22 protein-coding genes are annotated in these 25,601 nt (G+C 67.0%); 10 read left to right on the top strand and 12 right to left on the bottom strand.

Features of this window, described 5'->3' with window-relative positions:
- Positions 1-83: 83 nt before the first annotated feature.
- Positions 84-533, bottom strand: coding sequence for a GNAT family N-acetyltransferase (locus tag QRO95_RS13530; RefSeq protein WP_071228056.1), 450 nt, complete (start codon positions 531-533; stop codon positions 84-86).
- Between the two features lie 96 nt (positions 534-629).
- Complete coding sequence (locus tag QRO95_RS13525) at positions 630-842, bottom strand: DUF4287 domain-containing protein (protein ID WP_049400678.1); 213 nt, start codon at positions 840-842, stop codon at positions 630-632.
- Positions 843-935: 93 nt separating this feature from the next.
- Here QRO95_RS13525 and QRO95_RS13520 point away from each other — a divergent pair, with 93 nt between their 5' ends.
- Complete coding sequence (locus QRO95_RS13520) at positions 936-1,835, top strand: LysR family transcriptional regulator (RefSeq protein WP_285302786.1); 900 nt, start codon at positions 936-938, stop codon at positions 1,833-1,835.
- A gap of 55 nt (positions 1,836-1,890) precedes the next feature.
- Here the strand turns inward: QRO95_RS13520 and QRO95_RS13515 are convergent, their stop codons facing one another.
- The 3 genes from QRO95_RS13515 to QRO95_RS13505 form a co-directional block, all read right to left on the bottom strand.
- Positions 1,891-2,874, bottom strand: coding sequence for an aldo/keto reductase (locus QRO95_RS13515; protein ID WP_197616496.1), 984 nt, complete (start codon positions 2,872-2,874; stop codon positions 1,891-1,893).
- A gap of 180 nt (positions 2,875-3,054) precedes the next feature.
- Complete coding sequence (locus QRO95_RS13510) at positions 3,055-4,218, bottom strand: PilT/PilU family type 4a pilus ATPase (RefSeq protein WP_285302785.1); 1,164 nt, start codon at positions 4,216-4,218, stop codon at positions 3,055-3,057.
- A gap of 79 nt (positions 4,219-4,297) precedes the next feature.
- Positions 4,298-5,335, bottom strand: a complete 1,038-nt coding sequence (locus tag QRO95_RS13505) for a type IV pilus twitching motility protein PilT (protein ID WP_006422551.1) — start codon at positions 5,333-5,335, stop codon at positions 4,298-4,300.
- An 87-nt stretch (positions 5,336-5,422) separates the two neighbouring features.
- On the opposite strand from QRO95_RS13505, the gene QRO95_RS13500 reads away from it, so the two are divergent.
- Complete coding sequence (locus tag QRO95_RS13500) at positions 5,423-6,100, top strand: YggS family pyridoxal phosphate-dependent enzyme (RefSeq protein WP_107431432.1); 678 nt, start codon at positions 5,423-5,425, stop codon at positions 6,098-6,100.
- A gap of 18 nt (positions 6,101-6,118) precedes the next feature.
- A complete protein-coding gene (proC, locus tag QRO95_RS13495) occupies positions 6,119-6,940 on the top strand; it encodes a pyrroline-5-carboxylate reductase (protein WP_049400673.1) in 822 nt (273 codons plus the stop codon).
- Positions 6,941-6,999: 59 nt separating this feature from the next.
- Here the strand turns inward: proC and QRO95_RS13490 are convergent, their stop codons facing one another.
- Positions 7,000-7,875: a LysR family transcriptional regulator gene (locus QRO95_RS13490; protein WP_285302784.1), complete on the bottom strand. Its 876-nt coding sequence runs from the start codon at positions 7,873-7,875 to the stop codon at positions 7,000-7,002.
- Positions 7,876-7,975: 100 nt separating this feature from the next.
- Here QRO95_RS13490 and QRO95_RS13485 point away from each other — a divergent pair, with 100 nt between their 5' ends.
- Complete coding sequence (locus tag QRO95_RS13485; protein ID WP_285302783.1) at positions 7,976-8,578, top strand: short chain dehydrogenase; 603 nt, start codon at positions 7,976-7,978, stop codon at positions 8,576-8,578.
- A gap of 69 nt (positions 8,579-8,647) precedes the next feature.
- On the opposite strand, the gene soxR is transcribed toward QRO95_RS13485, so the two are convergent.
- On the bottom strand, positions 8,648-9,082 hold the full coding sequence (gene soxR, locus QRO95_RS13480) for a redox-sensitive transcriptional activator SoxR (RefSeq protein WP_032127734.1): 435 nt from the start codon (positions 9,080-9,082) through the stop codon (positions 8,648-8,650).
- A 29-nt stretch (positions 9,083-9,111) separates the two neighbouring features.
- On the opposite strand from soxR, the gene QRO95_RS13475 reads away from it, so the two are divergent.
- Positions 9,112-10,533, top strand: coding sequence for an MFS transporter (locus QRO95_RS13475; RefSeq protein WP_121504016.1), 1,422 nt, complete (start codon positions 9,112-9,114; stop codon positions 10,531-10,533).
- Between the two features lie 38 nt (positions 10,534-10,571).
- Here QRO95_RS13475 and QRO95_RS13470 read toward each other — a convergent pair whose 3' ends face one another.
- Together QRO95_RS13470 and QRO95_RS13465 are read right to left on the bottom strand one after the other, a co-directional pair.
- Positions 10,572-12,593, bottom strand: coding sequence for a triacylglycerol lipase (locus tag QRO95_RS13470; protein ID WP_049463618.1), 2,022 nt, complete (start codon positions 12,591-12,593; stop codon positions 10,572-10,574).
- Positions 12,593-13,567, bottom strand: a complete 975-nt coding sequence (locus tag QRO95_RS13465) for a DUF4105 domain-containing protein (protein ID WP_285302788.1) — start codon at positions 13,565-13,567, stop codon at positions 12,593-12,595. Before QRO95_RS13465 ends, QRO95_RS13470 begins: the two co-directional genes overlap by 1 nt.
- A gap of 171 nt (positions 13,568-13,738) precedes the next feature.
- On the opposite strand from QRO95_RS13465, the gene QRO95_RS13460 reads away from it, so the two are divergent.
- On the top strand, positions 13,739-14,143 hold the full coding sequence (locus QRO95_RS13460) for a GFA family protein (RefSeq protein WP_049421554.1): 405 nt from the start codon (positions 13,739-13,741) through the stop codon (positions 14,141-14,143).
- A 268-nt stretch (positions 14,144-14,411) separates the two neighbouring features.
- On the opposite strand, the gene QRO95_RS13455 is transcribed toward QRO95_RS13460, so the two are convergent.
- Together QRO95_RS13455 and QRO95_RS13450 are read right to left on the bottom strand one after the other, a co-directional pair.
- Positions 14,412-17,513 (bottom strand): efflux RND transporter permease subunit, encoded by a 3,102-nt coding sequence (locus QRO95_RS13455; protein ID WP_285302782.1) that lies wholly within the window; start codon positions 17,511-17,513, stop codon positions 14,412-14,414.
- Positions 17,514-17,517: 4 nt separating this feature from the next.
- The gene (locus QRO95_RS13450; RefSeq protein ID WP_049400666.1) at positions 17,518-18,696 is read right to left on the bottom strand and encodes an efflux RND transporter periplasmic adaptor subunit; all 1,179 of its coding nucleotides are present in this window, start codon (positions 18,694-18,696) and stop codon (positions 17,518-17,520) included.
- A 152-nt stretch (positions 18,697-18,848) separates the two neighbouring features.
- Between QRO95_RS13450 and QRO95_RS13445 the strand changes: the two genes are divergently transcribed.
- The 3 genes from QRO95_RS13445 to QRO95_RS13435 all read left to right on the top strand — a co-directional run bounded on the left by QRO95_RS13445 (position 18,849) and on the right by QRO95_RS13435 (position 23,085).
- Positions 18,849-19,532, top strand: a complete 684-nt coding sequence (locus QRO95_RS13445) for a response regulator transcription factor (RefSeq protein WP_032127741.1) — start codon at positions 18,849-18,851, stop codon at positions 19,530-19,532.
- The gene (locus QRO95_RS13440) at positions 19,510-20,895 is read left to right on the top strand and encodes a HAMP domain-containing sensor histidine kinase (RefSeq protein ID WP_049400664.1); all 1,386 of its coding nucleotides are present in this window, start codon (positions 19,510-19,512) and stop codon (positions 20,893-20,895) included. The genes QRO95_RS13445 and QRO95_RS13440 overlap by 23 nt, the downstream gene beginning before the upstream one ends.
- Positions 20,896-20,994: 99 nt before the next feature.
- Complete coding sequence (locus QRO95_RS13435; RefSeq protein ID WP_285302781.1) at positions 20,995-23,085, top strand: TonB-dependent siderophore receptor; 2,091 nt, start codon at positions 20,995-20,997, stop codon at positions 23,083-23,085.
- On the opposite strand, the gene QRO95_RS13430 is transcribed toward QRO95_RS13435, so the two are convergent.
- Positions 23,069-24,586: an MFS transporter gene (locus QRO95_RS13430; protein WP_285302780.1), complete on the bottom strand. Its 1,518-nt coding sequence runs from the start codon at positions 24,584-24,586 to the stop codon at positions 23,069-23,071. The genes QRO95_RS13435 and QRO95_RS13430 overlap by 17 nt on opposite strands.
- Positions 24,587-24,693: 107 nt before the next feature.
- Between QRO95_RS13430 and QRO95_RS13425 the strand changes: the two genes are divergently transcribed.
- Complete coding sequence (locus QRO95_RS13425; protein WP_285302779.1) at positions 24,694-25,593, top strand: LysR substrate-binding domain-containing protein; 900 nt, start codon at positions 24,694-24,696, stop codon at positions 25,591-25,593.
- The last annotated feature ends 8 nt before the right edge of the window (positions 25,594-25,601 follow it).

Below are 25,601 nucleotides of genomic sequence, written 5' to 3'. Positions count from 1 at the left end.
GAACAGCAGGAGGGGAGCGATATTAGACACGATCTGCATGACAGTTGCAGATGAAATCGTTCAGCTGCGCTCGCCCATTCAGGTTATTCCGGAGGCGTCACCGGCAGCACGGCCAGCATGTCCTCGCCATCATCGTCCATGCCTGTCTCGACGAAACCGAAGCTGCCATAGAAGGCGCCCGCCACCGGATTGCGCGGGTTGTAGCAGATCTCGATCTCGGCCAGGCCGGGCGTGTCCCGGATCTGCGCCAGCGCCACTTCCAGCGCGCGCCGCCCGATGCCACGCCCCTGCCAGCGCTGATCGACCATGAAGCGCCAGATCGAGATGCGCTGCGGCGTCTCCGGCACCCACATGAAGAACCCGACCAGCTCGCCATCGGCCTGGATGGCGCGGGTCTGGTAGCCGGGATGGAATGCTGCCTGCACCAGCGACCAGGTATTGCCGGCCACGAAGTCCTGCTGCGCCTCGCTGACGTCGAGATCGCACACGGCTTCGTAGTTGTCGACGGTGATCGCGTCCAGCGTGACCTGCATGAGGGCGTCCTGCCTCGGGATGAACGCCCAGTCTGCCTGACCCCGGAGGCCGTGTAGCCTGACCCCCACACGACCGTTCAGCGCCGGGTTGCCTGCTCAGCCCTTTCCGGCCAGATGGTGCGCCACCAACGCATTGGCATGGCCGTGGCCCACCCCATGCTCGCTTTTCAGGAAGCTGACCAGTTCCATGTGTTTCAGGCCCTTCTTGCCCGCCAGCAGGCCGAACCAGTGCGTCACCGGTTGCCCATAGGTCTTCTCGATGGAGGGGAAGTACGAGGCCGGGCCTTTCGGCTTGGTGTCAGTGCTCATGTGGAAGCTCCTTGCATTGGATGTACGGGTACGACGAACCGGGGAGCCGGAAATCGACAGATCCGTTCAATCCGGGAGCCGTATCATCCCTTCATGCCCCGTGAAAACCTCAACGACCTGCAGGCCTTCGTACACGTTGCCCGCGAAGGCAGCTTCACCAGGGCCGCCGCCCAGCTGGGTGTCTCCCAGTCCGCGCTCAGCCATGCCATGCGTGGCCTGGAAGAGCGCCTCGGCGTGCGCCTGCTGACTCGTACCACCCGCAGCGTGTCCACCACCGAAGCCGGTGCGCGCCTGCTCGAGACCCTCGCCCCGCGCCTGGCCGAGATCGAGGACGAACTGGCCGCACTGGCCGAGTACCGCGAACGCCCGGCCGGCACCATCCGCATCAATGCCACCGGCCATGCCGCCGAATACATCGCCTGGCCGCGGCTGGCGCCATTGCTGCAGCAGTATCCGGACCTGAAGGTGGAACTGGCTGCAGACTACGGCTTGGCCGACATCGTCGCCGAGCGCTACGACATCGGCATCCGCCTCGGCGAACGGCTGGCGCGCGACATGATCGCCGTGCCGGTCAGCCCGCCGCTGCGCATGCGCGTGGTCGGTGCGCCCAGCTACTTCCGCCAGCACGTGGTACCGCTGCATCCGAACGACTTGGCCGAGCACAACTGCGTGACCCTGCGGCTGCCCACGCATGGCGGGCTGATGCCGTGGGATTTCGGCCAGGACGGTAACGAACTTAGCGTGCGCGTTAGCGGCCAGTGGATCTTCAACAGCATGGGCATGACCCGTGCTGCCGCACTGGCCGGCAGCGGCCTGGCCTGGCTGCCGGAAGACCAGGTGCAGCCGATGCTGGACGATGGCCGCCTGCAATCGGTGCTGGACGACTGGTGCCCGCACTTCGATGGCTACTACGCGTATTACCCGTCGCGCCGCCACGTCACCGTGGCGATGCGCACGGTGCTCGATGCGCTGCGCGGGCCGATGGGGAGTTGAGGAGTGCGGACCAACGGTCCGCACCCACCACCAACGGTCCGCACCCACCTGGTGATCAGCCCTTGGCCTGCGCCGCACGCTGCGCGTTGTAGCGCTCACCGACAATCGACACTTCATCCAGCGCCTGCGCGATGCGTTGCAGTTCCTCCGGCGCCAGCTGCAGGTCGGCCGCGCCCAGGTTTTCTTCCAGCCGATGGATCTTGGTGGTGCCCGGAATCGGCACGATCCACGGTGCCTGCGCCAGCAGCCAGGCCAGCGCTACCTGCGCCGGCGTCGCGCCACGTGCGGCAGCGATCGTGCTGATGCGGTCAACCAGCGCCTGGTTGGCACGACGCGCCTCCACTTCAAAACGCGGCACGGTGTTGCGGAAGTCGTTGGCGTCGAAGGTGGTGTCGGCGTTGATCGCGCCGGTCAGGAAACCACGGCCCAGCGGGCTGAACGGCACGAAGCCGATACCCAGTTCCTGCAACGTCGGCAGCAGCTCGCGCTCCGGCTCACGCCACCACAGCGAGTACTCGCTCTGCACGGCGGCCACCGGCTGCACCGCATGCGCACGGCGAACGGTCGCGGCGCTGGCCTCGGACAGGCCGAAGTGGCCGACCTTGCCTTCGGCGATCAGGTCGCGAACGGTGCCAGCGACATCCTCGATCGGCACGTTGGGGTCGACGCGGTGCTGGTAGAACAGGTCGATATGGTCGGTACGCAGGCGCTTGAGGCTGGCCTCCGCCACGGCGCGGATGTTCTCGGGACGGCTGTCCAGCCCGGTATCGACGCGCGCATCCTTGAAGCCGAACTTGGTGGCGATCACCAGCCTGTCGCGGTACGGCGCCAGCGCCTCGCCGAGCAGGTCTTCGTTGGTGTAGGGGCCATACACTTCGGCGGTGTCGAAGAAGGTCACGCCACGCTCGACGGCGGCCTGCAGCAGGGCGATGCCCTGGCTGCGCTCCACCGGTTGGCCGTAGCCATGGCTCAGGCCCATGCAGCCCAGGCCGAGGGCGGAAACCTTCAGGCCACTGCGGCCGAGTTCACGTGTCTGCATCGTCGTGCTCCAGAGGGGGAGCGCTGACGATACGCCTGCAGAGCCCACGGATTGAATGGGCAGCATTGCAGTTGGTCATGACTGGAATTCATCAATACGCGCAGCCGCCCGCCCGTAGAGTCGAGCTTGCTCGACTCGACAAGAACAGTCGAGCAGGCTCGACGCTACGGAACACCCAGGTCACCGGATCTCGGAAATCTCCACGCCATCCAGCCCCTGCGACAGGGTGCGGGCGTCGCCGCCCTGGCTGAGCTTGATGCGCAGGCGCACCTCGTTCTGCGAATCGGCGTAGCGCAGCGCGTCCTCGTAGCTGATCTCGCCCGCCTGGTACAGCTCGAACAGGCTCTGGTCGAAGGTCTTCATACCCAGCTGGGCCGAATCCTTCATCACTTCCTTCAGCTTGTGGATCTCGCCATCGCGGATGTAGTCCTGCACCAGCGGCGTGCCCAGCAGGATCTCCATCGCCACCTTGCGCGAGCGGCCATCTGGCGACGGCACCAGCTGCTGCGCAACCACGCCCTTCAGGTTCAGCGACAGATCCATCAGCAACTGGTTGCGACGATCTTCCGGGAAGAAGTTGACGATGCGGTCCATCGCCTGGTTGGCGTTGTTGGCATGCAGGGTGCACAGCACCAGGTGGCCGGTTTCGGCGAACGCGATGGCGTGGTCCATGCCTTCGCGGGTACGCACTTCGCCGATCATGATCACATCGGGCGCCTGGCGCAGGGTGTTCTTCAGCGCCGCTTCCCAGCTGTCGGTATCGATGCCCACTTCGCGCTGGGTGATGATGCAGCCTTCATGCTTGTGCACGAATTCGATCGGGTCTTCGATGGTGATGATGTGGCCGGTCGAGTTCTGGTTGCGGTAGCCGATCATCGCTGCCAGCGAGGTCGATTTACCGGTACCGGTGGCACCGACGAACAGGATGATGCCGCGCTTGGTCATCGCCAGCGTCTTGATGATCGGCGGCAGGCTCAGCTCTTCCACGGTCGGAATGCGCGTCTCGATGCGACGCAGCACCATGCCGACCTGGTTGCGCTGGTAGAAGCAGCTCACGCGGAAGCGGCCGACGCCGGACAGGCCGATGGCGAAGTTGCACTCGTGGGTCTTCTCGAATTCCTCGCGCTGCGCCGGGGTCATCACGTTCAGGACCAGGTCGCGGCTCTGCTGCGGCGTGAGCGGGGTCTGCGTGATCGGCGAAATCTTGCCGTTGACCTTCATCGCCGGCGGCATGCCCGCGGTGATGAACAGGTCCGAGGCGCGCTGGTGCGCCATCAGCTTGAGGAACGAAGTGAAATCGATGGTGGTCGCGGTGGTGTTCACGGCGGGCTCCCAATGGGGCATGTACCAGGAAACGGTCGGAGGCGGAAACGGCGCGGGAACGGCGGCGCACTGGCGCACGCCGCCCCGTTGCTGCCCCGCCTTACTCGAACAGGCGCTTGTCCTTGGCGTAGTCGCGGGCCTGGTTGCGGGTGATCAGGCTGCGCTTGACCAGGTCCTGCAGGTGCTGGTCCAGGGTCATCATGCCGTACTGCTGGCCGGTCTGGATGGCCGAATACATCTGCGCCACCTTGTCCTCGCGGATCAGGTTGCGGATGGCCGGGGTGCCGACCATGATTTCCCACGCAGCGGTACGGCCGCCGCCGACCTTCTTCAGCAGTGCCTGCGAGATCACCGCACGCAGCGACTCGGACAGCATCGAACGCACCATCGGCTTTTCGCCGGCCGGGAACACGTCGATGATACGGTCGATGGTCTTGGCCGCCGAGCTGGTGTGCAGAGTGCCGAACACCAGGTGGCCGGTTTCCGCGGCGGTCAGTGCCAGGCGGATGGTTTCCAGGTCACGAAGTTCGCCGACCAGGATGATGTCCGGGTCTTCACGCAGTGCCGAGCGCAGCGCTTCGTTGAAGCCATGCGTATCGCGGTGCACTTCGCGCTGGTTGATCAGGCACTTCTGCGAGGTGTGCACGAATTCGATCGGATCCTCGACGGTGAGGATGTGGCCGTATTCGTTTTTGTTGATGTAGTCGATCATCGCCGCCAGCGTGGTCGACTTGCCCGAGCCGGTCGGGCCGGTCACCAGGATCAGGCCCTGCGGCTGCTGGATCACTTCGCGGAACAACGGCGGGCAGGCCAGGTCCTCGAGGGTGAGCACCTCGGACGGAATGGTACGGAACACCGCACCGGCGCCGCGGTTCTGGTTGAACGCGTTGACACGGAAGCGCGCCAGCGACGGGATCTCGAAGGAGAAGTCCACTTCGAGGAATTCCTCGTAATCGCGGCGCTGCTTGTCGGACATGATGTCGTACACCAGCGCGTGGACCTGCTTGTGGTCCAGGGCTGGGATGTTGATCCGGCGCACGTCGCCGTCCACGCGGATCATCGGCGGCAGGCCTGCGGACAGGTGCAGGTCGGACGCTTTGTTCTTTACGGAAAACGCCAACAGCTCGGCGATATCCATGAGCGGCTACTCCCCAATAACGGCTTCGACTGGAAGGATCTTTCCCCGGGCGGCAGTATAGCCTCCTGATTCAACGGAACGCGTTACGTGGCCACTCCCCTGCCCCAGATCCTGAGCAACCTGCACGCCGCCGCCGAGGCCGCTGGCAGGCCCGACCCACGCCTGCTGGCGGTGTCCAAGACCCAGCCGGCCGAGGCCGTGGCCGCGCTGGCCGCACAGGGCCAGCACGCCTTCGGCGAGAACTACGTGCAGGAAGCACTGGCCAAGATGCAGGCGCTGCAGCACCTGGCGCTGGAATGGCACCTGATCGGCCACCTGCAGTCGAACAAGGCCGATGCCGTGGCCAGCCATTTCGACTGGGTGCAGAGCGTGGACCGTTCCAAGCTGGTGACCGCGCTGGCACGCCATCGCCCAGCCGCGCGTGGCCCGCTGAACGTACTGATCCAGGTCAACATCGACGATGAATCCAGCAAGCATGGCTGTGCACCGGAAGAAGTGGATGCACTGGCCGCCGCGATTGCCGCCGAACCCAGCCTGCGCCTGCGTGGCCTGATGGCGATTCCCGCACCGTGGCCGGAAGCGGAGCGCCGTCGGGATGCATTCGTGCGCATGCGCACACTTTTCCAGTCGCTGGCTGCCCAGCACGCGCGGATCGACACGCTGTCGATGGGCATGAGCAGCGACTACGCCGAAGCCATCGCCGAGGGTGCCACCCTGGTGCGCATCGGCACCGCCCTGTTCGGCGCCCGCCCGGGCCCGGCCTGATTTTCCAAGGAGACTTCCATGGCAGCTGATTCCATCACCTTCATCGGCGGCGGCAACATGGCCCGCAGCCTGATCGCCGGCCTGATCCGCCAGGGCGTGCCTGCCGCGCACATCCACGTGGCCGAACCGGTGGCCGCACTCCGCGAGTCACTGGCTGCCGACTTCGGCGTGCAGGTGCACGACAACGCCGCCGATGCCGCCGCGCACGGCCGCACCTGGCTGCTGGCGGTGAAGCCGCAGGTGCTGCGCGATGTGTGCCAGTCGCTGCAGGCGCTGGCGCAGGCGAACCGGCCACTGGTGGTGTCGATCGCCGCCGGCATCACCAGCGCGCAGCTGGAACGCTGGCTGGGCGGCAATCTGCCGGTGGTGCGCGCGATGCCGAACACCCCGGCCCTGCTCGGCGCCGGCGTGACCGGCCTGTATGCCACGCCATCGGTGGATGCACAGCAGCACGCGCGCGCCGAACAGGTGCTGGCCAGTGCCGGGCGCACGGTGTGGATCGACAGCGAGTCGCTGATGGATTCGGTGACTGCCGTATCCGGCAGCGGGCCGGCCTATGTGTTCCTGCTGGCCGAAGCGATGGAAGCGGCAGGTATCGCCCAGGGCCTGCCGGCCGACGCTGCGCGTGCGCTGGTGGTGCAGACCCTGCTGGGAGCCTCGCGCATGCTTGATGAGGCCGGTGAAAGCCCGGCCGAGCTGCGCCGTCGCGTGACCTCGCCGAACGGCACCACCCAGGCCGCGATCGAGAGCTTCCAGGCCGGTGGTTTCGAGGCGCTGGTGGACACCGCGCTGCGCGCCGCGCAGGTACGTGGGCAGGAACTGTCTGCGGCGAATGATTGATCCCGATGTGTGCCGACCAACGGTCGGCACCTACCATCATCCACGCATGGCGTGGATGTTCATTGCCCCAATGTGGCCATGACGAAATCGACGAAGCACTGCAACCGCGGACGCGGCCGTCGATCCGGCAGGTAGATCAGGTGCATCGGCCGCGGTTCCGGCAGGTAGTCGCGCAGCAGGGGCTTCAACCGCCCGGCCGCGATCTCGCCGGCCAGCAGCGCGGTCGGCTGCAGCACCAGCCCTGCGCCGGCCACGGCGGCCTCGCGCAGTGCAACACCGTCGTTGCAGGTCAGCCGCGCCTCCCAGTCCACCTGTTCGCCGTTGGCCAACTGCCAGCCATGGCCGCCGCGCCAGGCCAGGTGGCTCAGGCAGTCATGCCCGGCCAGATCCCCAGGGGTGCGCGGCGTGCCGCGCCGGCGCAGGTAGGACGGTGCCGCGCACAGGCTCATTGCATACGGCGGCAGCGGCCGCGCCACCACCTCCTGCGATGGCAGCGGCCCAACGCGGATCGCCACGTCGAAGCCATCCTCGATCAGGTCCACGCGGCGGTTGCTCAGGTCCAGCTCGATGTTCAACTGCGGCTGCGCGCGCAGCAGGCCGGCCAGTTGTGGCGCCAGCACACAACTGCCCCAGGTGGTTGGCGCGCTGACCCGCAGCAGTCCGCGGGGTTGTACCTGCAGGCCTGCCACGTCCGCCTCCGCCTGCTGCACCTGCTCCAGCACCTGCCGGCACCCGGCCAGGTAGGCGCTGCCGGCTTCGGTCAGGCGCTGGCGGCGGGTGTTCCGTTGCAGCAGCGCGGTACCCAGGTGCGCCTCCAGTTGCTGGATGTACTTGCCGACCATCACCGCCGACACCTGCAGCTGTTCGGCAGCTCCTGCAAAGCTCCCGGACTCGGCCACGGCGACGAAGGCCTGCATGCAGCGAAGGGTATCCATTGCTAATCCAGAGTTAGGAATCTGCGAAGCATACGCCGCTTACCTAACCCCACTGTGAGGGCGCAGACTGCGCTCATTCCCCCTCTCGCAAGGAACGGCCATGAAGATCCTCCTCGTCGGTGCCAGCGGCACCCTCGGCCAGGCAGTCGCCCACCAGCTCGGCCAGCAGCATCAGATCCTCGCCGCCGGCCGCAACAGCGGTGAGCTGCGCGTCGACCTGACCGACGACGGCAGCGTCGCCGAACTGTTCTCGCGCACCGGTCCGGTCGATGCAGTGATCTCCACCGCTGGCAAGCTGCACTTCGGTCCGCTGAAGGACATGACACCCGAGCAGTTCAACCTCGGCCTGCAGGACAAGCTGCTGGGCCAGGTGCGGCTGGCACTGGTCGCCCAGCACCACCTCAACGCCGGCGGCTCGATAACCCTGACCAGCGGCATCGTCAGCACACAGCCGATCCGCGATGGCGTCAACGCCACCTCGGTGAATGCCGCACTGGAAGGCTTCGTGCGTGCCGCCGCGTTGGAGCTGCTGCCGCGTGGCCTGCGCATCAACGTGGTCAGCCCGAACGTGCTGATCGAATCGATGGCGGCTTACGGCCCCTATTTCCCAGGCTTCGAAGCGGTGAGCGCGCAGCGCGCGGCGCTGGCCTTCCAGCGCGCGGTGGAAGGCATCCAGAGCGGCGAGACGATCACGGTCTGGTAAAAAGGGGACGGAGGGGATTAAGTCGTTAATGCACAAACGACATAATCCCCTCCGTCCCCTTTTCGCGGGTCACTCCCAGCGCATCGGGCCGTCGCCGCGTTCGCCGAGGACGTCTTCGGGGTTGGCCAGGCGGCAGCGCTGCAGCGACAGGCAGCCGCAGCCAATGCAGCCGGTCAGTTCATCGCGCAGCAGTTCCAGCATGTGGATGCGCTCCTCCAGCTCGGTGCGCCAGCGCGCGGACAGCTTGGCCCAGTCGGCCTTGGTCGGCGCGCGGCCCTCGGGCAGGCTTTCGAAGGCACGGCCGACAGCTTCCAGTGGCATGCCCACCCGTTGCGCGACGCGGATCACGGCCAACCGTCGCAGCACGTCACGGCTGTAGCGCCGCTGGTTGCCCGATGTGCGCAGGCTGCTGATCAGCCCCTTGCGCTCGTAGAAATGCAGCGCGGAAACCGCCACGCCACTGCGCTGGGAGACTTCACCAACGCTGAGTTCCTGGGAAACCATTGCTTGACCTAAACTGCAGTTGAGGTGGCATGCTGCTATCTTCGCCGCCAGTTGACAAGCGCGGCCCGCATCTGACTCGTATGTCCCCCACTCTTTCGCCCGCCGACGCCCGTGCGCCGGCTGATACGTCGATCCTGTCTCCCCGCTATCGCGCCACCACCATCGGCATGGTGGCACTGGTGGCGCTGCATGCCTTCGAGGCCCTGGCGGTGGCCGCCGCCATGCCGACCGTGGCCGAGGCGCTGGATGGCCTGCGCCTGTATGCGCTGGCCTTTGGCGGCACCCTGGCCACCAGTGTCATCGGCATGACCCTGGCCGGACGCTGGGCCGACCGCCATGGGCCAGCTCGGCCGCTGTGGTATGGCCTGGGCTGCTTCGTGCTGGGCCTGCTGCTGGCCGGCTTCGCCATGCGCATGGGCATGCTGGTGGCCGGGCGCCTGCTACAGGGCCTGGGCGCAGGCGCGATCTCGGTCTCGCTGTACGTGATGGTTGGCCGCAGCTATCCCGAACACCTGCGCCCGAAGGTGTTCGCCGCGTTCTCCGCCGGCTGGGTGGTGCCGTCGATGATCGGTCCCGCGCTGAGCGGGCTGATCGTGCAGCATCTCGGCTGGCGCTGGGTGTTCCTGGCCGTACCACTGCTGGCGGTCCCGGCCGCGCTGCTGCTGCGCCCGGCGCTGGCGCGCATGCAACCGAGCGATGCAGGAAGCAGCGACGATGGTCGCGGCAACGTGGTGCGTTGGGCCAGCGGCGCCTCGCTGGCGGCGCTGCTGCTGTACTTCGGTGGCCAGCAGCGCGGCCTGCCCGCGCTGCTCTGCATTGGCGCAGCGCTGCTGGCGCTGCTGTTCTGCGTGCACCGCCTGCTGCCGGCCGGCACGCTGCTGCTGCGCCGCGGGTTGCCCAGCGTGATCGCGCTGCGCGGCGTCGCGGCGGCCGCATTCTTCGCCTGTGAGGCCTACCTGCCACTGCTGCTGCAGCGCGAACGCGGGCTCTCGCCCAGCTGGGCCGGCGCGGTGCTCAGCCTCGGCGCATTGGGCTGGTTCGCCGGTTCATGGCTGCAGGGTCACCAGCAGCGCGGCTGGTCACGCCAGCAGCTGCTGCGCGTTGGCACACCGCTGATGACGATCGGTATCGCCGCCACACTGGCCGTGCTGTTCAACGCAGTGCCGCTGCCGGTGGCCCTGGTCGGCTGGGCCATGACCGGCTTTGGCATGGGCATGATCTACGCCAGCCTGTCGGTGCTGACGCTGTCGTTGTCCGCACCGCACGAGCAGGGTGCCAACACCTCGGCACTGCAGCTGAGCGAGGCGCTGTCGGTGACCACCGCACTGGCGGTTTCCGGTGCACTGTTCGCGCTGTTCGTGGAAGCCGCGCCACACACCGGCTACCTGCTGTGCCTGGCGATCACCTTCGGCCTGGCGCTGCTGTCCACGGTGATCGCGCGGCGGGTGTAGCACCGCCGCATTGCGGGATTGCCGGCCAGCGGCCGGCACTACCGGGTACCCGTCCCCATGTCATCGATATCCCGGTGCAGGATGCGCCTCACCTCCAGCACCGCCTGCGGGGTTTCCTGCACGCTGTGGCCGGAGATGATCACCTTCTCCGACAGCGCGCCCGGCAGATGTGCGCTCCAGTACGGCACCAGCCCATCATCGGATTTTTCCACCGGCAGCTCCGGCTTGCGCTGGGCGATGATCGAGTGGTACTTCAGGCCCGCCTCAATCGGCAGCTGTGCGGCCGCCTTCACGAACGGATCGCTGGCCTTGAGGTTGTCGATGCTGTTCGGGATCTTCGGCTTGGCGGTGCCATCGACCTGCTGCTCGGCCTGCGCCAGCGCCATGAACACGTCCTCGAACTTGCCGAGGATTGTCAGCGGCAGGCGTACCAGGCGACCAATCAGGCGACCGACCTTGTTGCCGGCAATGTCGGTGCCCTGGTGCGGCGCGGCGATGAAGATCGCACGCTCCACGTTCGGCTGTGCCTTGAAATGCAGCAGCGGACCCAGCTTGTTCTGCACCCGCTTCAGCCGTTCCCCCTTCAGGTCGTAGTTGGCCAGCAGGTCGTTCCACAGTACATCGCCGGAATCGCTTACCAGCAGGCGCGCCAGCACGCCGCCCATGCTGTGACCGATGTAGACCATGTCCTTCGACGCACGCGTGCTGCCGTTGGGATCGAAATGCTTCAGCGTGTCGTTGAATGCATTGGCGATCTCGTAGCGGTTCAGCGCGATCGGCGCATTGGTCGGGTAATAGACCTGCCACACCTGGAACTGCTGGCGCAGCTCGGGGTCACCCATGATCTCGTTGGCCAGGTTCACCCACGCTTCCGGGCTGCTGGCCAGGCCGTGCAGCATGAAGATGATGCGGCGGTTCGGGTCCCACGGCTGCATCAGGTAGATGTGCGGCTCGCCGATGCCCTCGCTCATGCCGAACAGGGTGCGCAGCGACTGCCGGGCGAAGCCACTCTGCGCCAGCCACAGGCCGTAGGCGGCAGTGAAGTTGCCGGCCAGCGGTACCTGCTCACCGTGCAGAGTGATGCGCTCGGTCGCTTCCGGCGAATAGGCATCCAGCTCGACCCGGCGCGTGCGCATCACGTCTTCCAGGCTGCTGCCCTCGAACCGCAGCAGTGCGGTGACGTTGATCGAGGACATCTCACTGAACTCGGGCACCGAATCGTCATGGCGGTGGCGGCGGCCACGACGCTCGTCGTCCTCGTCGTCCTGCGCGGTTTCAGCCTTCGGGCCGTCGGGCGCGATCACTGGCGCGACCAGTTTCGGCGGGTCCATCACCATCACCAGCTCGGCACCGAAGCCATCGCGGCGATAGGTGCTGCGCAGGCCAACGAAGCTGACCGTTCCCGCTGGCACCAGCTGCGCCGGAATGCTCTTCAGACCCAGCTGCTGGTAGTTGGAAGCCAGCGACCAGCTACCGACCGTGAGCGGCTTCGTATAGTCCTCGCCGGCCAGCGCAGCGGCGCGTGCGCGCACGAACAGCACCACCGCCGCCTTCTCGGCCGCGTAGTTGTAGTAGTCGCGCACCTGCGTCTGGCGGTCCTCGAAGGCCCGGTCGGACGGTGAGCGGCCACTGTAGAACAGGTAGGCATAGGCATAGCGCGCGGCTTCCAGCCAGGCATCCAATGCCGCATCGCTCATCGGCGGGTCGCCTGCGGCGGTCTTCTTTGGCGTCATCGCCAATGCAGCCTTCACCCACAGCTCGGACAGCGCCGACAGCCGCTGCTCGACATTGAGGTCGTCGGTCATCAGCAACGTGCTGCGGCAGACCAGGAAGTCCTTCTCGCACTGCGATTCGTCCAGGCCCGCTGCGCTGAGCGTTTCACGCGCGGCGGGGCTGAGCTTGCCAGTGTTGAGCACATCCGCGCGCTTGTTGACCAGTGAATCACTGGATTTGACCTGCTTGACGGTGACCATCGCGCAGCCGCTGCTGCCCAGCAGCAGGAAGGCGGCGAACAACACCGGCAGCAGGCGCTGCCAGCGGGTCAGAAAGAGTTGGGTCATTACTGCGGGTCCTGCTCGGTGCCGGGCACGCCCTGGCGGATCACGGTGGAGAAATACTCGCCATCACCCAGGTCCAATGCGCGCTGGGTGATGCGGCCCTTGTCGTGCAGCTCGGTGTACGGCACGCCCGGCGTGAGCGCACCGACCTCCTGCGCGTACTCGGCCAGATAGCCGGACAGCAGCAGCCGATAGTCCAACGGCAGGCGCGGTGCGATGTGGCGGGCCAGGTCGAAGACGATGGTCGTGCAGTTGCTGGTCAGCGTGTTGTAGAAGCCCGGCTTGGCATCCAGGTCACGCGCCTGTTCGATGTACGCGGCGAACAGTTCCTTCAGCTGCGCGCGGTCCATGCCATGCAGGCGGTACAGGTAGACATCTTCGCCACGTGCGTTGGTGCGGGTGCGGATGATGTCGGTCTCCTCCGAAGCCACCAGGGTCATCTCGAACTTGCGGAAGAAGCCGCCCAGCGCGGAGAACGACTCACCGCGCTCCTTGCGGATCTCCAGCGAGAACACCACGTGGCGACCATCCTCGAAACCGAACGAGATCAGCGTGTGGGCGATCGCCGGGCCCATCCAGTACGACAGCACCAGGTCGGCCGAGCGCAGCTGGTCCAGGTCGTATTCGCGGCGCACCCAGTGCGCGTCGTAGTCGGTTTCGCTGCGCCAGCTGAAGTCGCGCACGTTGTCCAGCACCACATGGCGCCCGTCGAAGGACACCACATGCAGGCGCTGGGCCACGTCGTCGGCCCATACGCGGTCCTGGCGCGGGGTCAGCAGCAGCCACCACAGGCCGGCCAACGCCAGCGCCGCACCGAAGGCCGTGCCCAGGCGGCGCGAGGCACGTCCCCGCGCGACCCGCCAGGACGCCCACAGCGCCACCAGCAGCCACAGCACGGCCACGCCGGTGGCCAGCCAACCCGGCCCCGGCAGCTGGTAGGCCAGCAGCCCGCTCACCCACAGCGCCGCCAGCGCCATGGCACTCCCTGTCATCCAACGTCCTGCGGCGTTCACTGGCATCCTGTCGCGGTCTCGAAGCCGCATAGTTAGCCACAAGCGGGTTCACCGTGGCATCTACGGACCGTTCAGGCTGGGCAGCGCACCGTCGGCGGCGGCCTCTGCGGCCAGGTTCACTTCACAGGAGCAACGATGGGCATCACTTCCGTGGCCGGCGTTCCGGTCCAACCCCGGCACCGAGCCACCTGCCACTGCGGCACGGTCGAACTGCTGCTGGACCTGCCGGACGGTATTGTCGAACCCCGCCGCTGCGACTGCTCGATGTGCCGGCGCCGGGGGGCCATTGCCGCCAGCGTCAGCCGCGCGGGCCTGCAGGTGGTGCGCGGGCAGAACCACCTGCAGCGGTACCAGTTCAACACCCATGTGGCCGAGCACTATTTCTGTGGCGTGTGCGGCATCTACACCCATCACCGGCGCCGCTCCAACCCGGAACAGTACGGCTACAACGTGGCCTGCCTGGAAGGCATCGACCCGTTCGCGCTGGGTGTGATCCCGGTCAACGATGGGGTCAACCATCCCGCCGACCGCACCGGTTAGTGGCGCGTGCGCCGTGGCGGTGCGGCAACCTTCTGCCAGGGGGCCATGCCGCTGCGGCCGGCCCGCACCGGGCGCTTCAGCCAGGGCCGGCGGGGCGTCGCCTGCGGTTCAGTGGCGACCGGGGGAGGAACAGGTCTGCGGCCGGGCCAGAGATGATCGAGCAGCCACATGGCAGGTCTCCGTGGGGGACGGGGACGACCTACGCTAGCGGCACCTGGGCAAAGAACGGGTGAGGGCGCTGCGGCAGCCAGATGACAGCCGCGCCCCCTCAGTCCTGCGGCCGTGACCGGCCCAGGCGGCGCACCAGCACGAAGAACAACGGCACCAGCACCACTGCCAGCACCGTGCCGGAGACCATGCCGCCGATCACGCTCATGCCGATTTCACGGCGGCTGACCGCGCCCGCACCGGTGGCCAACGCCAACGGGATCACCCCGGCCACGAAGGCCAACGACGTCATCACGATCGGGCGCAGGCGCAGGCGTGCGCCCTGCAGGGCCGCTTCCACCGCTGAACTACCAGCGCGATAGCGTGCCTCGGCAAACTCCACGATCAGGATCGCGTTCTTGGCCGACAGGCCGATGGTCGTCAACAGACCCACCTGGAAGTAGATGTCGTTGACGAACCCGGCCGCGGTGGTCGCCAGCACGGTACCAATCACGCCCAATGGGATCACCAGCACCACTGCCACCGGCACCGTCCAGCTCTCATAGAGCGCTGCCAGACACAGGAAGATGAAGGCAATGGAGGCGATGTACAGCCACAACGTCTGGTTGCTGGCCAGTTGTTCCTGGTAGGACAGGCCACTCCACTGCAGGTCGAACCCGGGTTGATCGGCAACCAGCGCCTGCATGCGCTGCATCGCCTCGCCCGAGCTGCGGCCTTCGGCAGCGCTGCCCTGGATCTGCATCGCCGGCAGGCCGTTGAAGCGCTGCTGCAGTTGCGGCCCGCGCGCCCAGTGGCTGCTGGCGAAACTGGCAAACGACGCCATCTGGCCGTTGCCACCGCGCACATACCACTGGCCGATGTCGTCGGGCACGCTGCGGTAGGGCTGGTCGCCCTGCATGTAGACCCGCTTGACCCGGCCACGGTCGAGGAAATCGTTGATGTAACTGCCGCCCCAGGCCGCCGACAGCGTGGAATTGATGTCGGCCTGGGCCAGGCCCAGTGCGCTGGCCTGGGCATGGTCGATGTCCAGCCGCAGCTCGGCCTTGTCGCCCAGACCGTTCAGGCGCACCGAGGTGAGCCCGTCGTCTTCGCCGGCCACACGCACCACCTGTTCCTGCGCCGCCTGCAGGGCCACGCGCCCGGCCGCGCTAGTGTCCTGCAGCCACAGTTCGAAGCCGCTGGACTGGCCCAGTCCACGCACCGCCGGCGGTGCCAGTACATTGACCTTGGCATCCGGCAAGCTGCGGAAGTAGGCATTGGCACGCGTGATGATCGCCGCGGCGGTGTTGTCGCCCGTGCGCTCATCCCAGGGTTTCAGTGCGAGAAAGCCCTGCCCGGCGTTCTGGCCGGTGCCGGCATTGTTGCGGCCGACCACCACGAACACCACATCCAGGTTCTGCTTCTCGTGCTCCATGAAGTAGCGGCTGATCTGCTCGCCCAGCGCTTCGGTACGTGCCATCGGCGTGCCTTCCGGCGTGGAGAACTGGAAGGTGACCTGGCCCTGGTCTTCCACCGGCAGGAAGCCGGTGGGCATCCGCGCGTACAGCGCGACCATGGCGACCACCAGCAGCAGGTAGAACGCCATCCAGCGCCGCGGCCGGGAGACGACGCCGCCGAGTCTGCCCTGGTAGGCCAACTGGCTGCGCTCGACGCCCCGGTTGAACGCCCGGAAGAAGCGGCCCTGCGGTTTCTGCGCCGAAGACGGCTTGAGCAGGGTCGCGCACAGCGCCGGGGTCAGCGTCAGCGCCACCAGCGCCGACAATGCCATGGCAGACGCAATCGTGATCGAGAACTGCCGGTAGATGATGCCGGTGGAACCACCGAACAGCGCCATCGGCAGGAACACCGCGCCCAGCACCACGGTGATGCCGATCAACGCGCCGGTGATCTCGCCCATCGATTTTTCGGTCGCTTCGCGCGGCGGCAGATGCTCGTCGTGGATGATGCGCTCCACGTTCTCCACCACCACGATCGCATCGTCGACCAGCAGGCCGATCGCCAGCACCATCGCGAACAGGGTCAGTGTGTTGATGGTGAATCCGGCAACGGCCAGCACGCCGAAGGTGCCCAGCAGCACCACAGGCACCGTGATCGCCGGAATCAGCGTGGCGCGCAGGTTCTGCAGGAACAGGAACATCACCACCACGACCAGAACGATGGCTTCGATGAGGGTATGGATGACCCCCTCGATCGAGACCCGCACGAACGGCGTGCTGTCACGCGGATAGGCCACCTGCAACCCCGGCGGGAAAGTCGGTCGCAGCCGTTCGATCTCCGCGCGGACCGCGTCGGCGGTGGCCAATGCGTTGGCGCCGGAGGCCAGGGTAACTGAGAAGCCGGCCGCCGGATAACCGTTGAGATAGCTGCTGGTCTGGTAGTTCTCCGCGCCAATCTCGACCCGCGCGACGTCGCCCAGCAACACCGCCGCGCCATTGGGCAGGGTACGCAGGATGACCGCGCGGAACTGCTCGGGGGTCTGCAGGCGCGACTGCGCGGTGACCGTGGCGTTGAGGCTCTGCGTCGGGCTGGACGGCATCGCGCCCAGCTCACCCGCCGTCACCTGGGTGTTCTGCGCCTGGATCGCAGCGCGAACGTCCGAGGGCATCAGGTCATAGGCGCGCAGCTTGTGCGGGTCCAGCCACACGCGCATTGCGTAAGCCGAGCCGAACACGTTGATCTCGCCGACACCGGGAATGCGGCTGATCGGATCCTGCACATTGCTGACAAGGAAATCGGAGACGTCCACGCGCTCCATGCGCCGGCTGGTGTCGTACAGCGAGACCACCATCAGCGAATCGCCCTGCGACTTGGCGACCGTCACGCCCTGCTGCTGCACTTCCTGCGGCAGCCGGTTGATGGCCTGATTGACACTGTTCTGCACCTGCACCTGGGCGATATCCGGGTTGGCGCTCTGGTCGAAGGTGACCGTGATGCGCGCCTGCCCCGATGACGAACTGGTGGAGGAGAAATACAACAGGTGATCGATGCCTTTGATCTGCTGTTCGATCACCTGGGTGACGCTGTCTTCCACCGTCTGTGCCGAGGCACCGGTGTAGTTCGCGGTGATGTTGACCTGCGGCGGCGCGATGTCCGGGTACTGCTCCACCGGCAGCTGGGTCACCGCGATGGTGCCGAAGGCCATGATGCAGATCGCCAGGACCCAGGCGAATACCGGGCGATGGATGAAGAAGCGCGGCAGCATCTGCTCAGTCCTTCCCGGCCGGTGCAGGTGCAGGCTTCACCCGTACCGTCATGCCATCGGCCAGGCCCTGCGCGCCGGCTACCACTACCTGCTCCCCGGCGGCCAGGCCATCGAGCACCAGCCACTGATCGCCCACCGCACGCGCGGTGCGGAACAGGCGCAGCCGCGCCTTGCCGTCCTTGTCCACCAGCCACGCCTGTGCCTCGCCCTTGGGGCTGCGATCGACCGCCGCCTGTGGCACCAGCAGCGCCTGCTGGCGGGTCCCCTGCCCCACCAATGCGCGCACGTACATGCCCGGCAGCAGCTGCCCATCCGGGTTGGGGAAACGCGCCCGCAGGGTGATGCTGCCGGTTTCCTGCTGCACGTCCACGTCGGCAAATTCCAGCGTGCCGGGCAGCGGGTAGTCGGTGCCATCGGACAGGCGCAGCCGCACCGGTGCTGTGTCGGCCTGCACGCCACCGTCGGCGATGGCGCGGCGCAGTGCCAGGTACTCATTGCTGGACTGGGTGATGTCCACGTTCATCGGGTCCATCTGCTGCACCCGTGCCAGTGGATCGGCCTGGCCCGAGGTGACCAGCGCCCCCGGCGTGAACAGCGCGCGGCCGATGCGCCCGGCAATCGGCGAGGTCACCGTGGCGAACCCCAGCCGTGTGCTGGCCGTGTCACGCGCGGCCTGTGCGGCCTGCGCCGCGGCGGCAGCCTGCTGGTCGCTGGCGATCGCATCGTCCACGTCCTGGCGCGCGGCCAGCTGGTCCTTGCCCAACGCCTGCATGCGCTGCGCCCGCAGGCGCGCGGTCACCGCAGCGGCCTCGGCCGTTTTCAGGTTGGCCTGCGCCTCGTTCAGCGCCGCCTGGTACAGCGCCGGTTCGATCTGGAACAACGGCTGCCCGGCCTTCACCCACTGGCCCTGCTCGAACAACCGCTTCACCAGCACGCCATCGACCTGCGGGCGCACGTCCGATTCCTGCGAGGCAACGCTGCGCCCAGGCAGTTCCTGCTGCAGTGCCAGCGGCTGGCTGCGCAGGGTCAGCACCGTCACCTCAGGCGTCGTCGCGCCGGGCTTGGGCGCGTCCTTGCCGCAGGCGCTGAGCAGGCCGGCCAGGGCGAGCGCCAGCAGCGGCAGGCCCGCGGTTCGCGGCAGCCGCCAGGCACGGTACGGACGGGAGGGGTTCGGAAGGATCATCGGCTGCAGGTTCCACGCGTGGGGGAGCGTTCGGCGCCGAATATAGAAGACGTGGCGGCACGATCCTGCTAAATGGCGCATGAAACATTTTTCATTTGCAGTCGCTGCCCACGATTGCGAGGATGCCCCTGTCCCACTCTGCACACTGGCCCATGCCGCGCGTACTCACCATCGAGGACGATCTTGTCACCGCAGAGGAAATCGCCACCGAACTGCGCAGCCACGGCTTCGACGTGGACCTGGCCAGCGACGGCAGCAACGGCCTGGCGCTGGCACGTGCAGGCGACTACGCGGTAATCACCCTGGACCGCATGCTGCCCGGCATCGACGGGCTGGCCCTGGTCACTACCTTGCGCCGCGAAGGCATCACCACGCCGGTGCTGATGATCAGCGCACTGTCGGACGTGGATGAACGCGTGCGTGGCCTGCGCGCCGGTGGCGACGACTACCTGACCAAGCCCTTCGCTTCCGACGAAATGGCTGCACGCGTGGAAGTGCTGATCCGGCGCCAGGGCCAGGCCGCTGCCATCGACAACGTGCTGCGCGCCGGTGACCTGGAACTGGACCTGATGACCCGTTCGGCGCGACGCGGCGGGCATGAAATCGCGCTGCTGCCGACCGAGTTCAAGCTGCTCGAATTCCTGGTCCGCAACGCCGGCCAGGTGGTCACCCGCAGCATGCTGTTCCAGGAAGTCTGGGGCTACCACTTCGATCCGGGTACCAACCTGATCGACGTGCATATCGGCCGCGTGCGCAAGCGCATCGAACAACCCGGCCGACCGCAGCCGATCATGACCGTACGGGGAACCGGCTATGTCTTCGACGCGCAATCCTGACCACTGGCGCTCTTCCAGCAGCAGACTGCTGGGCCTGTACTGCATCCTGTTCGTGGCGTGGTCGAGCCTGCTGCTGGGCGTGATGTACTGGCGCATCTCGGATTACCTGAGTGACCTGACCGAATCGGGCCTGCAGCAGCGCGCGCACCTTTTCATGAGCTTCGACGGCCCGGCACTGGATGAAGCATTGCGCGACAGCCAGCGCTTCGATCTGCACCAGGTCTATACCTATGGGTTGTTCGACAAAGCCGGCATGCCGATGGCGGGCCCGCTGACAGCGATCCCCGAGGGACTGCCGCTGGATGGCAACTCGCATGCGGTGGACGGTTGGACGCTGGCCGATGGCCGCCACGACAACGGCGGCAGTGCGCTCGGCGTGGTGACCCGCGATGGCCGCACGCTGGTATTCGTGCGCCAGAATGGCAAGCTCATGGCGGTCAACAGCATCATCCTTGATGCACTGCTGTGGGGCGTGTCGCTGACCGTCATTCCCGGCCTGGTGGGCTGGCATCTGCTGCGCCGGCGCCCGTTGAAACGGATCCAGCAGATCGAAGCGGCCACCAACCGCATTGTTGCCGGCGACCTCGGCCAGCGCCTGCCGGTCTCCAGCCGTCGCGACGAGATCGATCGGCTGTCGAGCATCGTCAATGCCATGCTGGAACGCATCGAACAGCTGATGACCGAGGTCAAAGGCGTGTGCGACAGCATCGCCCACGATCTGCGCACCCCGCTGACCCGCCTGCGCGCGCATCTGTACCGCATGCGCGTGGGCCTGGACGAACGGGACCCGCATGCCGATCCACTGGACAAGGCGCTGGCCGAGACTGACATGCTGATGGCGCGCTTCGCCGCGCTGCTGCGGGTGTCGGAACTGGAGAGCCACCAGCGACGTTCGGCCTTCGACGCGGTCGACGTCACCGAGCTGCTGCAGGAACTGCACCAGTTCTACCTGCCGCTGGCCGAAGAGAAGCAGCAGTTGCTGGAGCTGCAGGTGGACCCGAAGGTGGGCCCGCTGCGTGGCGACCGCGAGCTGCTGTTCGAAGCGCTGGCCAACCTGTTGTCCAATGCCCTGCAGTTCACCCCTGCACACGGCCGCATCCTGCTGCGTGCGGTCGATGATCACGGCGCCCCGAGGATCGATGTGATCGACAACGGGCCGGGCATTCCGCCACAGGACCGCACGCTGATCTACCAGCGCTTCTTCCGTGGCAGCAGCAGCGCCGGCCAGGGGCCTGGATTCGGCTTGGGCCTGTCGATCGTGGCCGCCATTGCCGGCCTGCACGGCTTCCGTGTCCGCGCCGGCAGCGCCCCCGGTGGTGGCGCCTGGATGAGCATCCGCGGCGCGACGGACGGCCTGCCCTGACGCCGGGCCAGTGCACCTCAATCGCACTTGGGAATCATTTGTATTTGAAGGCGGGCATCCGGATAATCCGCCGTCACCGCCCTTCCCGGATCACTCCCGATGCCCGCTCTGCCGTCGCGTCCGCTGCTGTACACGCTCGCCCTGCCCACCCTGCTGGCCTCGGCCATCGCCCAGGCCCAGGACACCCCGGCGCCGCGCACCCTGGACAAGGTAACGGTGGTGGCCGAGCGGGCCAGCACCGCGACCAAGACCGACACCGCCCTGACCGAGACGCCGCAGGCGATCAGCGTGGTCACCCAGCAGCTGTTCACCGATCGCGGCGCGCACAACCTGCAGGAAGTGCTGCGCTACAGCGCCGGCGTCACCGCCGATGCGTGGGGGCTGGATACCCGCAACGATGCGACCTCGGTGCGCGGGCTGGACCCGGTGCAGTACCAGGATGGCCTGCGCCGCAGCTACGGTTTCAGCCCCCTCGCCCGCCCGGAAATCTATGGCCTGGAGCGGGTGGAAGTGCTGCGCGGCCCGTCCTCGGTGCTGTATGGTGCCGGCGCCACCGGCGGCATCATCAATGCAATGAGCAAGCGCCCGACCTTCGGCGCCCTCAACGGCGAGGTCGGCGTGCAGCTCGGCAGTTTCGACCGCAGGCAGCTGCAGGGTGACATCGGCGGCGCATTGAACGATGCCGGTACGCTTGCCGGCCGCTTCGTCGGGCTGGTGCGTGAATCGAACATGCAGACCGATGTATTGAAGGATGACCGCGTCTATCTGGCACCGTCGATCAGCTGGCGCGGTGAACGCAGCACCTTGACCCTGCTGGCCAGCTATCAGCATGACAAGACAGGCTCCAGCCAGCAGTTCCTGCCGCTGGCCGCGACCCTGCTTGCACCGCCCGGACGCCGCCTCGACCCGTCCACCTTCATCGGCGATCCCGACTTCGACCGCATCGACTCGCGCGTCTACAGCCTGACCGCGCTGTTCGACCACAGCTTCAACGACACGCTCAGCCTGCGCTCGGCAGTGCGTTACATCGATGGCAGGACCACTCTGCAGCAGATGTACGTGGACAGCTACAGCAATCCGGAAGATCCCTTCATCGACGCCGAGCGGCGCGTGGTCAACCGTACGGCCTATGGCACCCGCCCCGACGTGCAGATCTTCAGCGCCGACAATGCGCTGCAGTTCGACTTCGCCACCGGTGCCTTCCAGCATCTGCTGCTGGCCGGCGTGGACTACAGCCAATACAAGGAGCAGCTGCAGCGGCTGGACGCCACCGGCACGCCGATCGACATCTACACCCCGGTATCGGTCGCACCGATCGTGCGTGGCTGGGATCGTCAGCCGGACCAGACCTCCACCCAGCTGGGTGTCTATGTGCAGGACCAGATCCGCTGGGCCGACCGCATCTCGCTGGTGCTGGGCGCGCGCCGCGACCATGCACGCTCGAAGACCGAAGGCCAGCCCAGCCAGACCGACAATGCCACCACCTACCGCGCCGGGCTGATCGGCGAACTGGGTGCGGGCGTTTCGCCCTACCTGAGCTACAGCGAATCGTTCCTGCCGGTGTCCGGCCAGGATCTGTTCGGCAGCGCCTTCAAGCCGATGCGCGGCCGCCAATCCGAGGCCGGCATCAAGTGGCAACCGGCGCGCAACCTGCTGCTGACGCTGGCGGCGTACCGCATCACCGAAACCAACCGGCAGACCAACGATCCGGACAATGTGCTGAACGTGGTGCAGACGGGGCAGATCCGCTCCAAGGGCGTGGAGCTGGAAGGGCAGTTCCAGTTCGCCAACGACCTGACGGTCACCGCTGCCGTTGCGCGCAACGAGGCCGAGGTCAGCCGCAGCAACTTCGCATTGGAAGTAGGCCAGCGCCTCAACGACACCCCGCAGGACCTGGCCTCGGCCTGGGTTTCGAAGGGCTTCCAACTGGACGATGCCGCACGCCTGCGCCTGGGCCTGGGCGTGCGCCATGTCGGCAACACGGTGTCGCTGGGCAATGGCGGGCGCATCGTCACGCCCAGCTACACGCTGGCCGATGCATTGCTGGAAGTGCAGGTGACCGACTGGACGATGGCATTGAACATCACCAACCTCACCGGCAAGCGCTACTACGCGCCGTGCCGCACCTTTGGCGACTGCTTCGCCGGCTACCCGCGCGTGGTGACCGGCACCATCAGCTATCGGTTCTGATCACGGCCAACGCTGGCCGCCGCAGCAGCAGGTGCAACAGCACAGCGCATGCGGCAGTCAGCAGCGCTAGGACACGCAGCAGTATCGCCAGCGCCTCGGCACTGGCCTGCTGCAGCTGTGCGCCGCTCATCGCCGGAAGCAGTGCCTGCGCCTGTGCCTGCGCCCCCGTGGCCAGATAGGCACCGGCACGCGCCAGCGATGCAGGCGATGCTCCCTGCAGCTGGTAGCCGATCAGCAGCGCAAGCAAGGCAGTGACTGCGGCCAATGCGATGCCTTCACCGGCCACCCGCACGGTTCCGAAGATGCCGGCGGCCATGCCCGCACGCTGCACCGGCACCACGCTGACCGACAGCCCATCCATCAAGCCCCACGGCAAGGCCGTTCCAGCGCCGATCAGCATCAGCAACGGCACCCACTGCGAGGGCGACGGATGCGATGCGTGGCGCGACAAAAGGTACAACCCAGAGGCACAGACCAGCAGGCCCAGCGTACACAGCCGCGTACTTCCAACGCGTTCCGCCCAGCGCGCGGCCAGCATCGGCAGCACCAGCATCGGCGCGGACAGAGCCAGCATCTGCAGCCCGACCAATGTCGCGCTCTGTGCATGCACGCCCAACAGCTGCAGAGGCAACACCACCAGCAGCACCACGTAGCCGAAGCAGGTTGCGACCGGCAGAAGCTGGACACCGAGGAACGCCGGTTGCGAGAACAGCGAGAGGTCCAGCAACGGTGAGCGGTGCAGCCGTTCGATGCAGACGAATACCCCGCCCAGCATCAGCGTCGCCAACAGCGCCAGTTGCACGCGCATGGCATGCAGGCCGAATTCACCCAGCCACAGCAGGGCCAGGGTCAACGCCGCCAGCATCAGGCTGAAGCCCAGCATGCCGCCGACATCCAGCCGCCCGCGTTCGCCATGGCTTTCGGACAACGCGCGCGCGCCCACGGCGAACGCCGCCAGCGTCAGTACACCGCCCGCGGCGAACACACTGCGCCATCCCAACGCCTGCAGCAGCAGACCCGCGAGCAGCGGCCCCAGCGCCAGCCCCGCACCGAATGTGGTGCCCAGCAGGGCGAACACACGGGCACGCACCGGCCCCTGCCAGGCATGCGCCAGCGCAGCGGTGCCGGACGCCAGCGCCGCTGCAGCGGCAACGCCCTGCAGCCCGCGCGCCAGATCCAGCCACAGCAGCGTGGGCGCAAGGCAGACGACGGCAGTGGCGATGCTGAAGCCCGCGGTACCCAGCAGGAACAACCGCCGTCGGCCATAGCGGTCCGCCAGGCCACCGGCAGCAAGCAACAGGCTGCCGAAGGTGAGCATGAAGGCGTTGGTCACCCAGGCCAGCGCAGTCGGCGACGACGCCGCGGAACGGGCCAGCGCCGGCACCGCGACGGCACCGGCCGAGAAGGACAAGGGCAGCGCCAGTGCAGCCAGGCAGACGGCAAGCAGGGCCCAGCGCTGCTGCGTGTGGGAAGGTACGGGAAGCATCGAAACCGGGGCCATGCGGGCCTCCATCCATCAGGGGCATTGATGATGGACAGGCCGCTATTCCTGAAAAACAGGCTCGATGGACGTTGATTGCGGCCCGATGTTCCGTAATCATGCCCCGCATGGATTCCATCTCTGCCCTGCTGGCCTTCGTCCGTACCGCCGAAGCAGGCAGCATCGTCGGCGCCGCTCGCGTCCTCGGCCTGTCCGCGTCGGCCGTGGGCAAGCGCATCGCCCGCCTTGAACAGGAACTCGGCACCCGCCTGTTCCAGCGCACCACCCGCCGCGTGCACCTCACCGACGAAGGCGAACTGCTGCTGCAGCGCTGCCGGCGGGCACTGGATGAACTTTCCGAAGCGCGGGCGGATCTGGCGCAGCGACAGCACGCGCCCAGTGGACTGCTGCGCATCGGCCTGCCCACCATCGGCTACCGCTTCCTGCTGCCGGTGCTGCCTGGCTTCCAGCAACGCTACCCGCAGGTGCAGCTGGAACTGGACTTCAACGATCGCATCGTCGACATGGTCAGCGAAGGCCTCGACGCGGTGATACGCAGCGGTGAACTGGCCGATTCCAGCCTGACCGCACGGCGGCTGGGCGGCTTCCGTTTCATTCTCTGTGCGGCGCCGGGCTATCTGCAGGCGCATGGCACGCCCGGTGATGTGAGCGAGCTGCGCCTGCATAGCGCGCTGCGCTTCCGTTACCCCACCACCGGAAAGCTGCACCCGTGGCAGCTGCCGGGCATCGAAGGCGATGCTGGAGCGCGCCTTCCCACGGCGATGACCTGCAACAACATGGAGGCCGTGCTGGCCGCTGCGATCGGTTGCATGGGCCTGGCCTGGATGCCTGACTTCCTCGCAGCCGACGCGCTGGCCGATGGCCGCCTGCAACGGGTACTGCCTGCACGGCCCACGCACCAGGGGCAGTTCTCATTGCTATGGCCCGGTGGGCGCCATCCCAGCGCACGCCTGCGGGTGTTCATCGACTATGCCGTTGCGCATCTGTTCCAGGGCGACAAGGCGTAGCAGGTCCA

This window comes from Stenotrophomonas maltophilia group sp. Smal13, assembly GCF_030236855.1.
In the GTDB taxonomy this organism is placed as follows: domain Bacteria; phylum Pseudomonadota; class Gammaproteobacteria; order Xanthomonadales; family Xanthomonadaceae; genus Stenotrophomonas; species Stenotrophomonas maltophilia_A.
The sequence above is the reverse complement of the archived record's forward strand: the minus strand, read 5'-3'. Positions and strand labels throughout refer to the sequence as shown.

Coding starts and splice junctions, on each gene's coding strand:
- QRO95_RS13530 (WP_071228056.1), bottom strand. CDS start 533: ATGCAGGTCACGCTGGACGCGATCACCGTCGACAACTACGAAGCCGTG.
- QRO95_RS13525 (WP_049400678.1), bottom strand. CDS start 842: ATGAGCACTGACACCAAGCCGAAAGGCCCGGCCTCGTACTTCCCCTCC.
- QRO95_RS13520 (WP_285302786.1), top strand. CDS start 936: ATGCCCCGTGAAAACCTCAACGACCTGCAGGCCTTCGTACACGTTGCC.
- QRO95_RS13515 (WP_197616496.1), bottom strand. CDS start 2,874: ATGCAGACACGTGAACTCGGCCGCAGTGGCCTGAAGGTTTCCGCCCTC.
- QRO95_RS13510 (WP_285302785.1), bottom strand. CDS start 4,218: ATGCCCCATTGGGAGCCCGCCGTGAACACCACCGCGACCACCATCGAT.
- QRO95_RS13505 (WP_006422551.1), bottom strand. CDS start 5,335: ATGGATATCGCCGAGCTGTTGGCGTTTTCCGTAAAGAACAAAGCGTCC.
- proC (WP_049400673.1), top strand. CDS start 6,119: ATGGCAGCTGATTCCATCACCTTCATCGGCGGCGGCAACATGGCCCGC.
- QRO95_RS13490 (WP_285302784.1), bottom strand. CDS start 7,875: ATGGATACCCTTCGCTGCATGCAGGCCTTCGTCGCCGTGGCCGAGTCC.
- QRO95_RS13485 (WP_285302783.1), top strand. CDS start 7,976: ATGAAGATCCTCCTCGTCGGTGCCAGCGGCACCCTCGGCCAGGCAGTC.
- soxR (WP_032127734.1), bottom strand. CDS start 9,082: ATGGTTTCCCAGGAACTCAGCGTTGGTGAAGTCTCCCAGCGCAGTGGC.
- QRO95_RS13475 (WP_121504016.1), top strand. CDS start 9,112: ATGCTGCTATCTTCGCCGCCAGTTGACAAGCGCGGCCCGCATCTGACT.
- QRO95_RS13470 (WP_049463618.1), bottom strand. CDS start 12,593: ATGACCCAACTCTTTCTGACCCGCTGGCAGCGCCTGCTGCCGGTGTTG.
- QRO95_RS13465 (WP_285302788.1), bottom strand. CDS start 13,567: ATGGCGCTGGCGGCGCTGTGGGTGAGCGGGCTGCTGGCCTACCAGCTG.
- QRO95_RS13460 (WP_049421554.1), top strand. CDS start 13,739: ATGGGCATCACTTCCGTGGCCGGCGTTCCGGTCCAACCCCGGCACCGA.
- QRO95_RS13455 (WP_285302782.1), bottom strand. CDS start 17,513: ATGCTGCCGCGCTTCTTCATCCATCGCCCGGTATTCGCCTGGGTCCTG.
- QRO95_RS13450 (WP_049400666.1), bottom strand. CDS start 18,696: ATGATCCTTCCGAACCCCTCCCGTCCGTACCGTGCCTGGCGGCTGCCG.
- QRO95_RS13445 (WP_032127741.1), top strand. CDS start 18,849: ATGCCGCGCGTACTCACCATCGAGGACGATCTTGTCACCGCAGAGGAA.
- QRO95_RS13440 (WP_049400664.1), top strand. CDS start 19,510: ATGTCTTCGACGCGCAATCCTGACCACTGGCGCTCTTCCAGCAGCAGA.
- QRO95_RS13435 (WP_285302781.1), top strand. CDS start 20,995: ATGCCCGCTCTGCCGTCGCGTCCGCTGCTGTACACGCTCGCCCTGCCC.
- QRO95_RS13430 (WP_285302780.1), bottom strand. CDS start 24,586: ATGGCCCCGGTTTCGATGCTTCCCGTACCTTCCCACACGCAGCAGCGC.
- QRO95_RS13425 (WP_285302779.1), top strand. CDS start 24,694: ATGGATTCCATCTCTGCCCTGCTGGCCTTCGTCCGTACCGCCGAAGCA.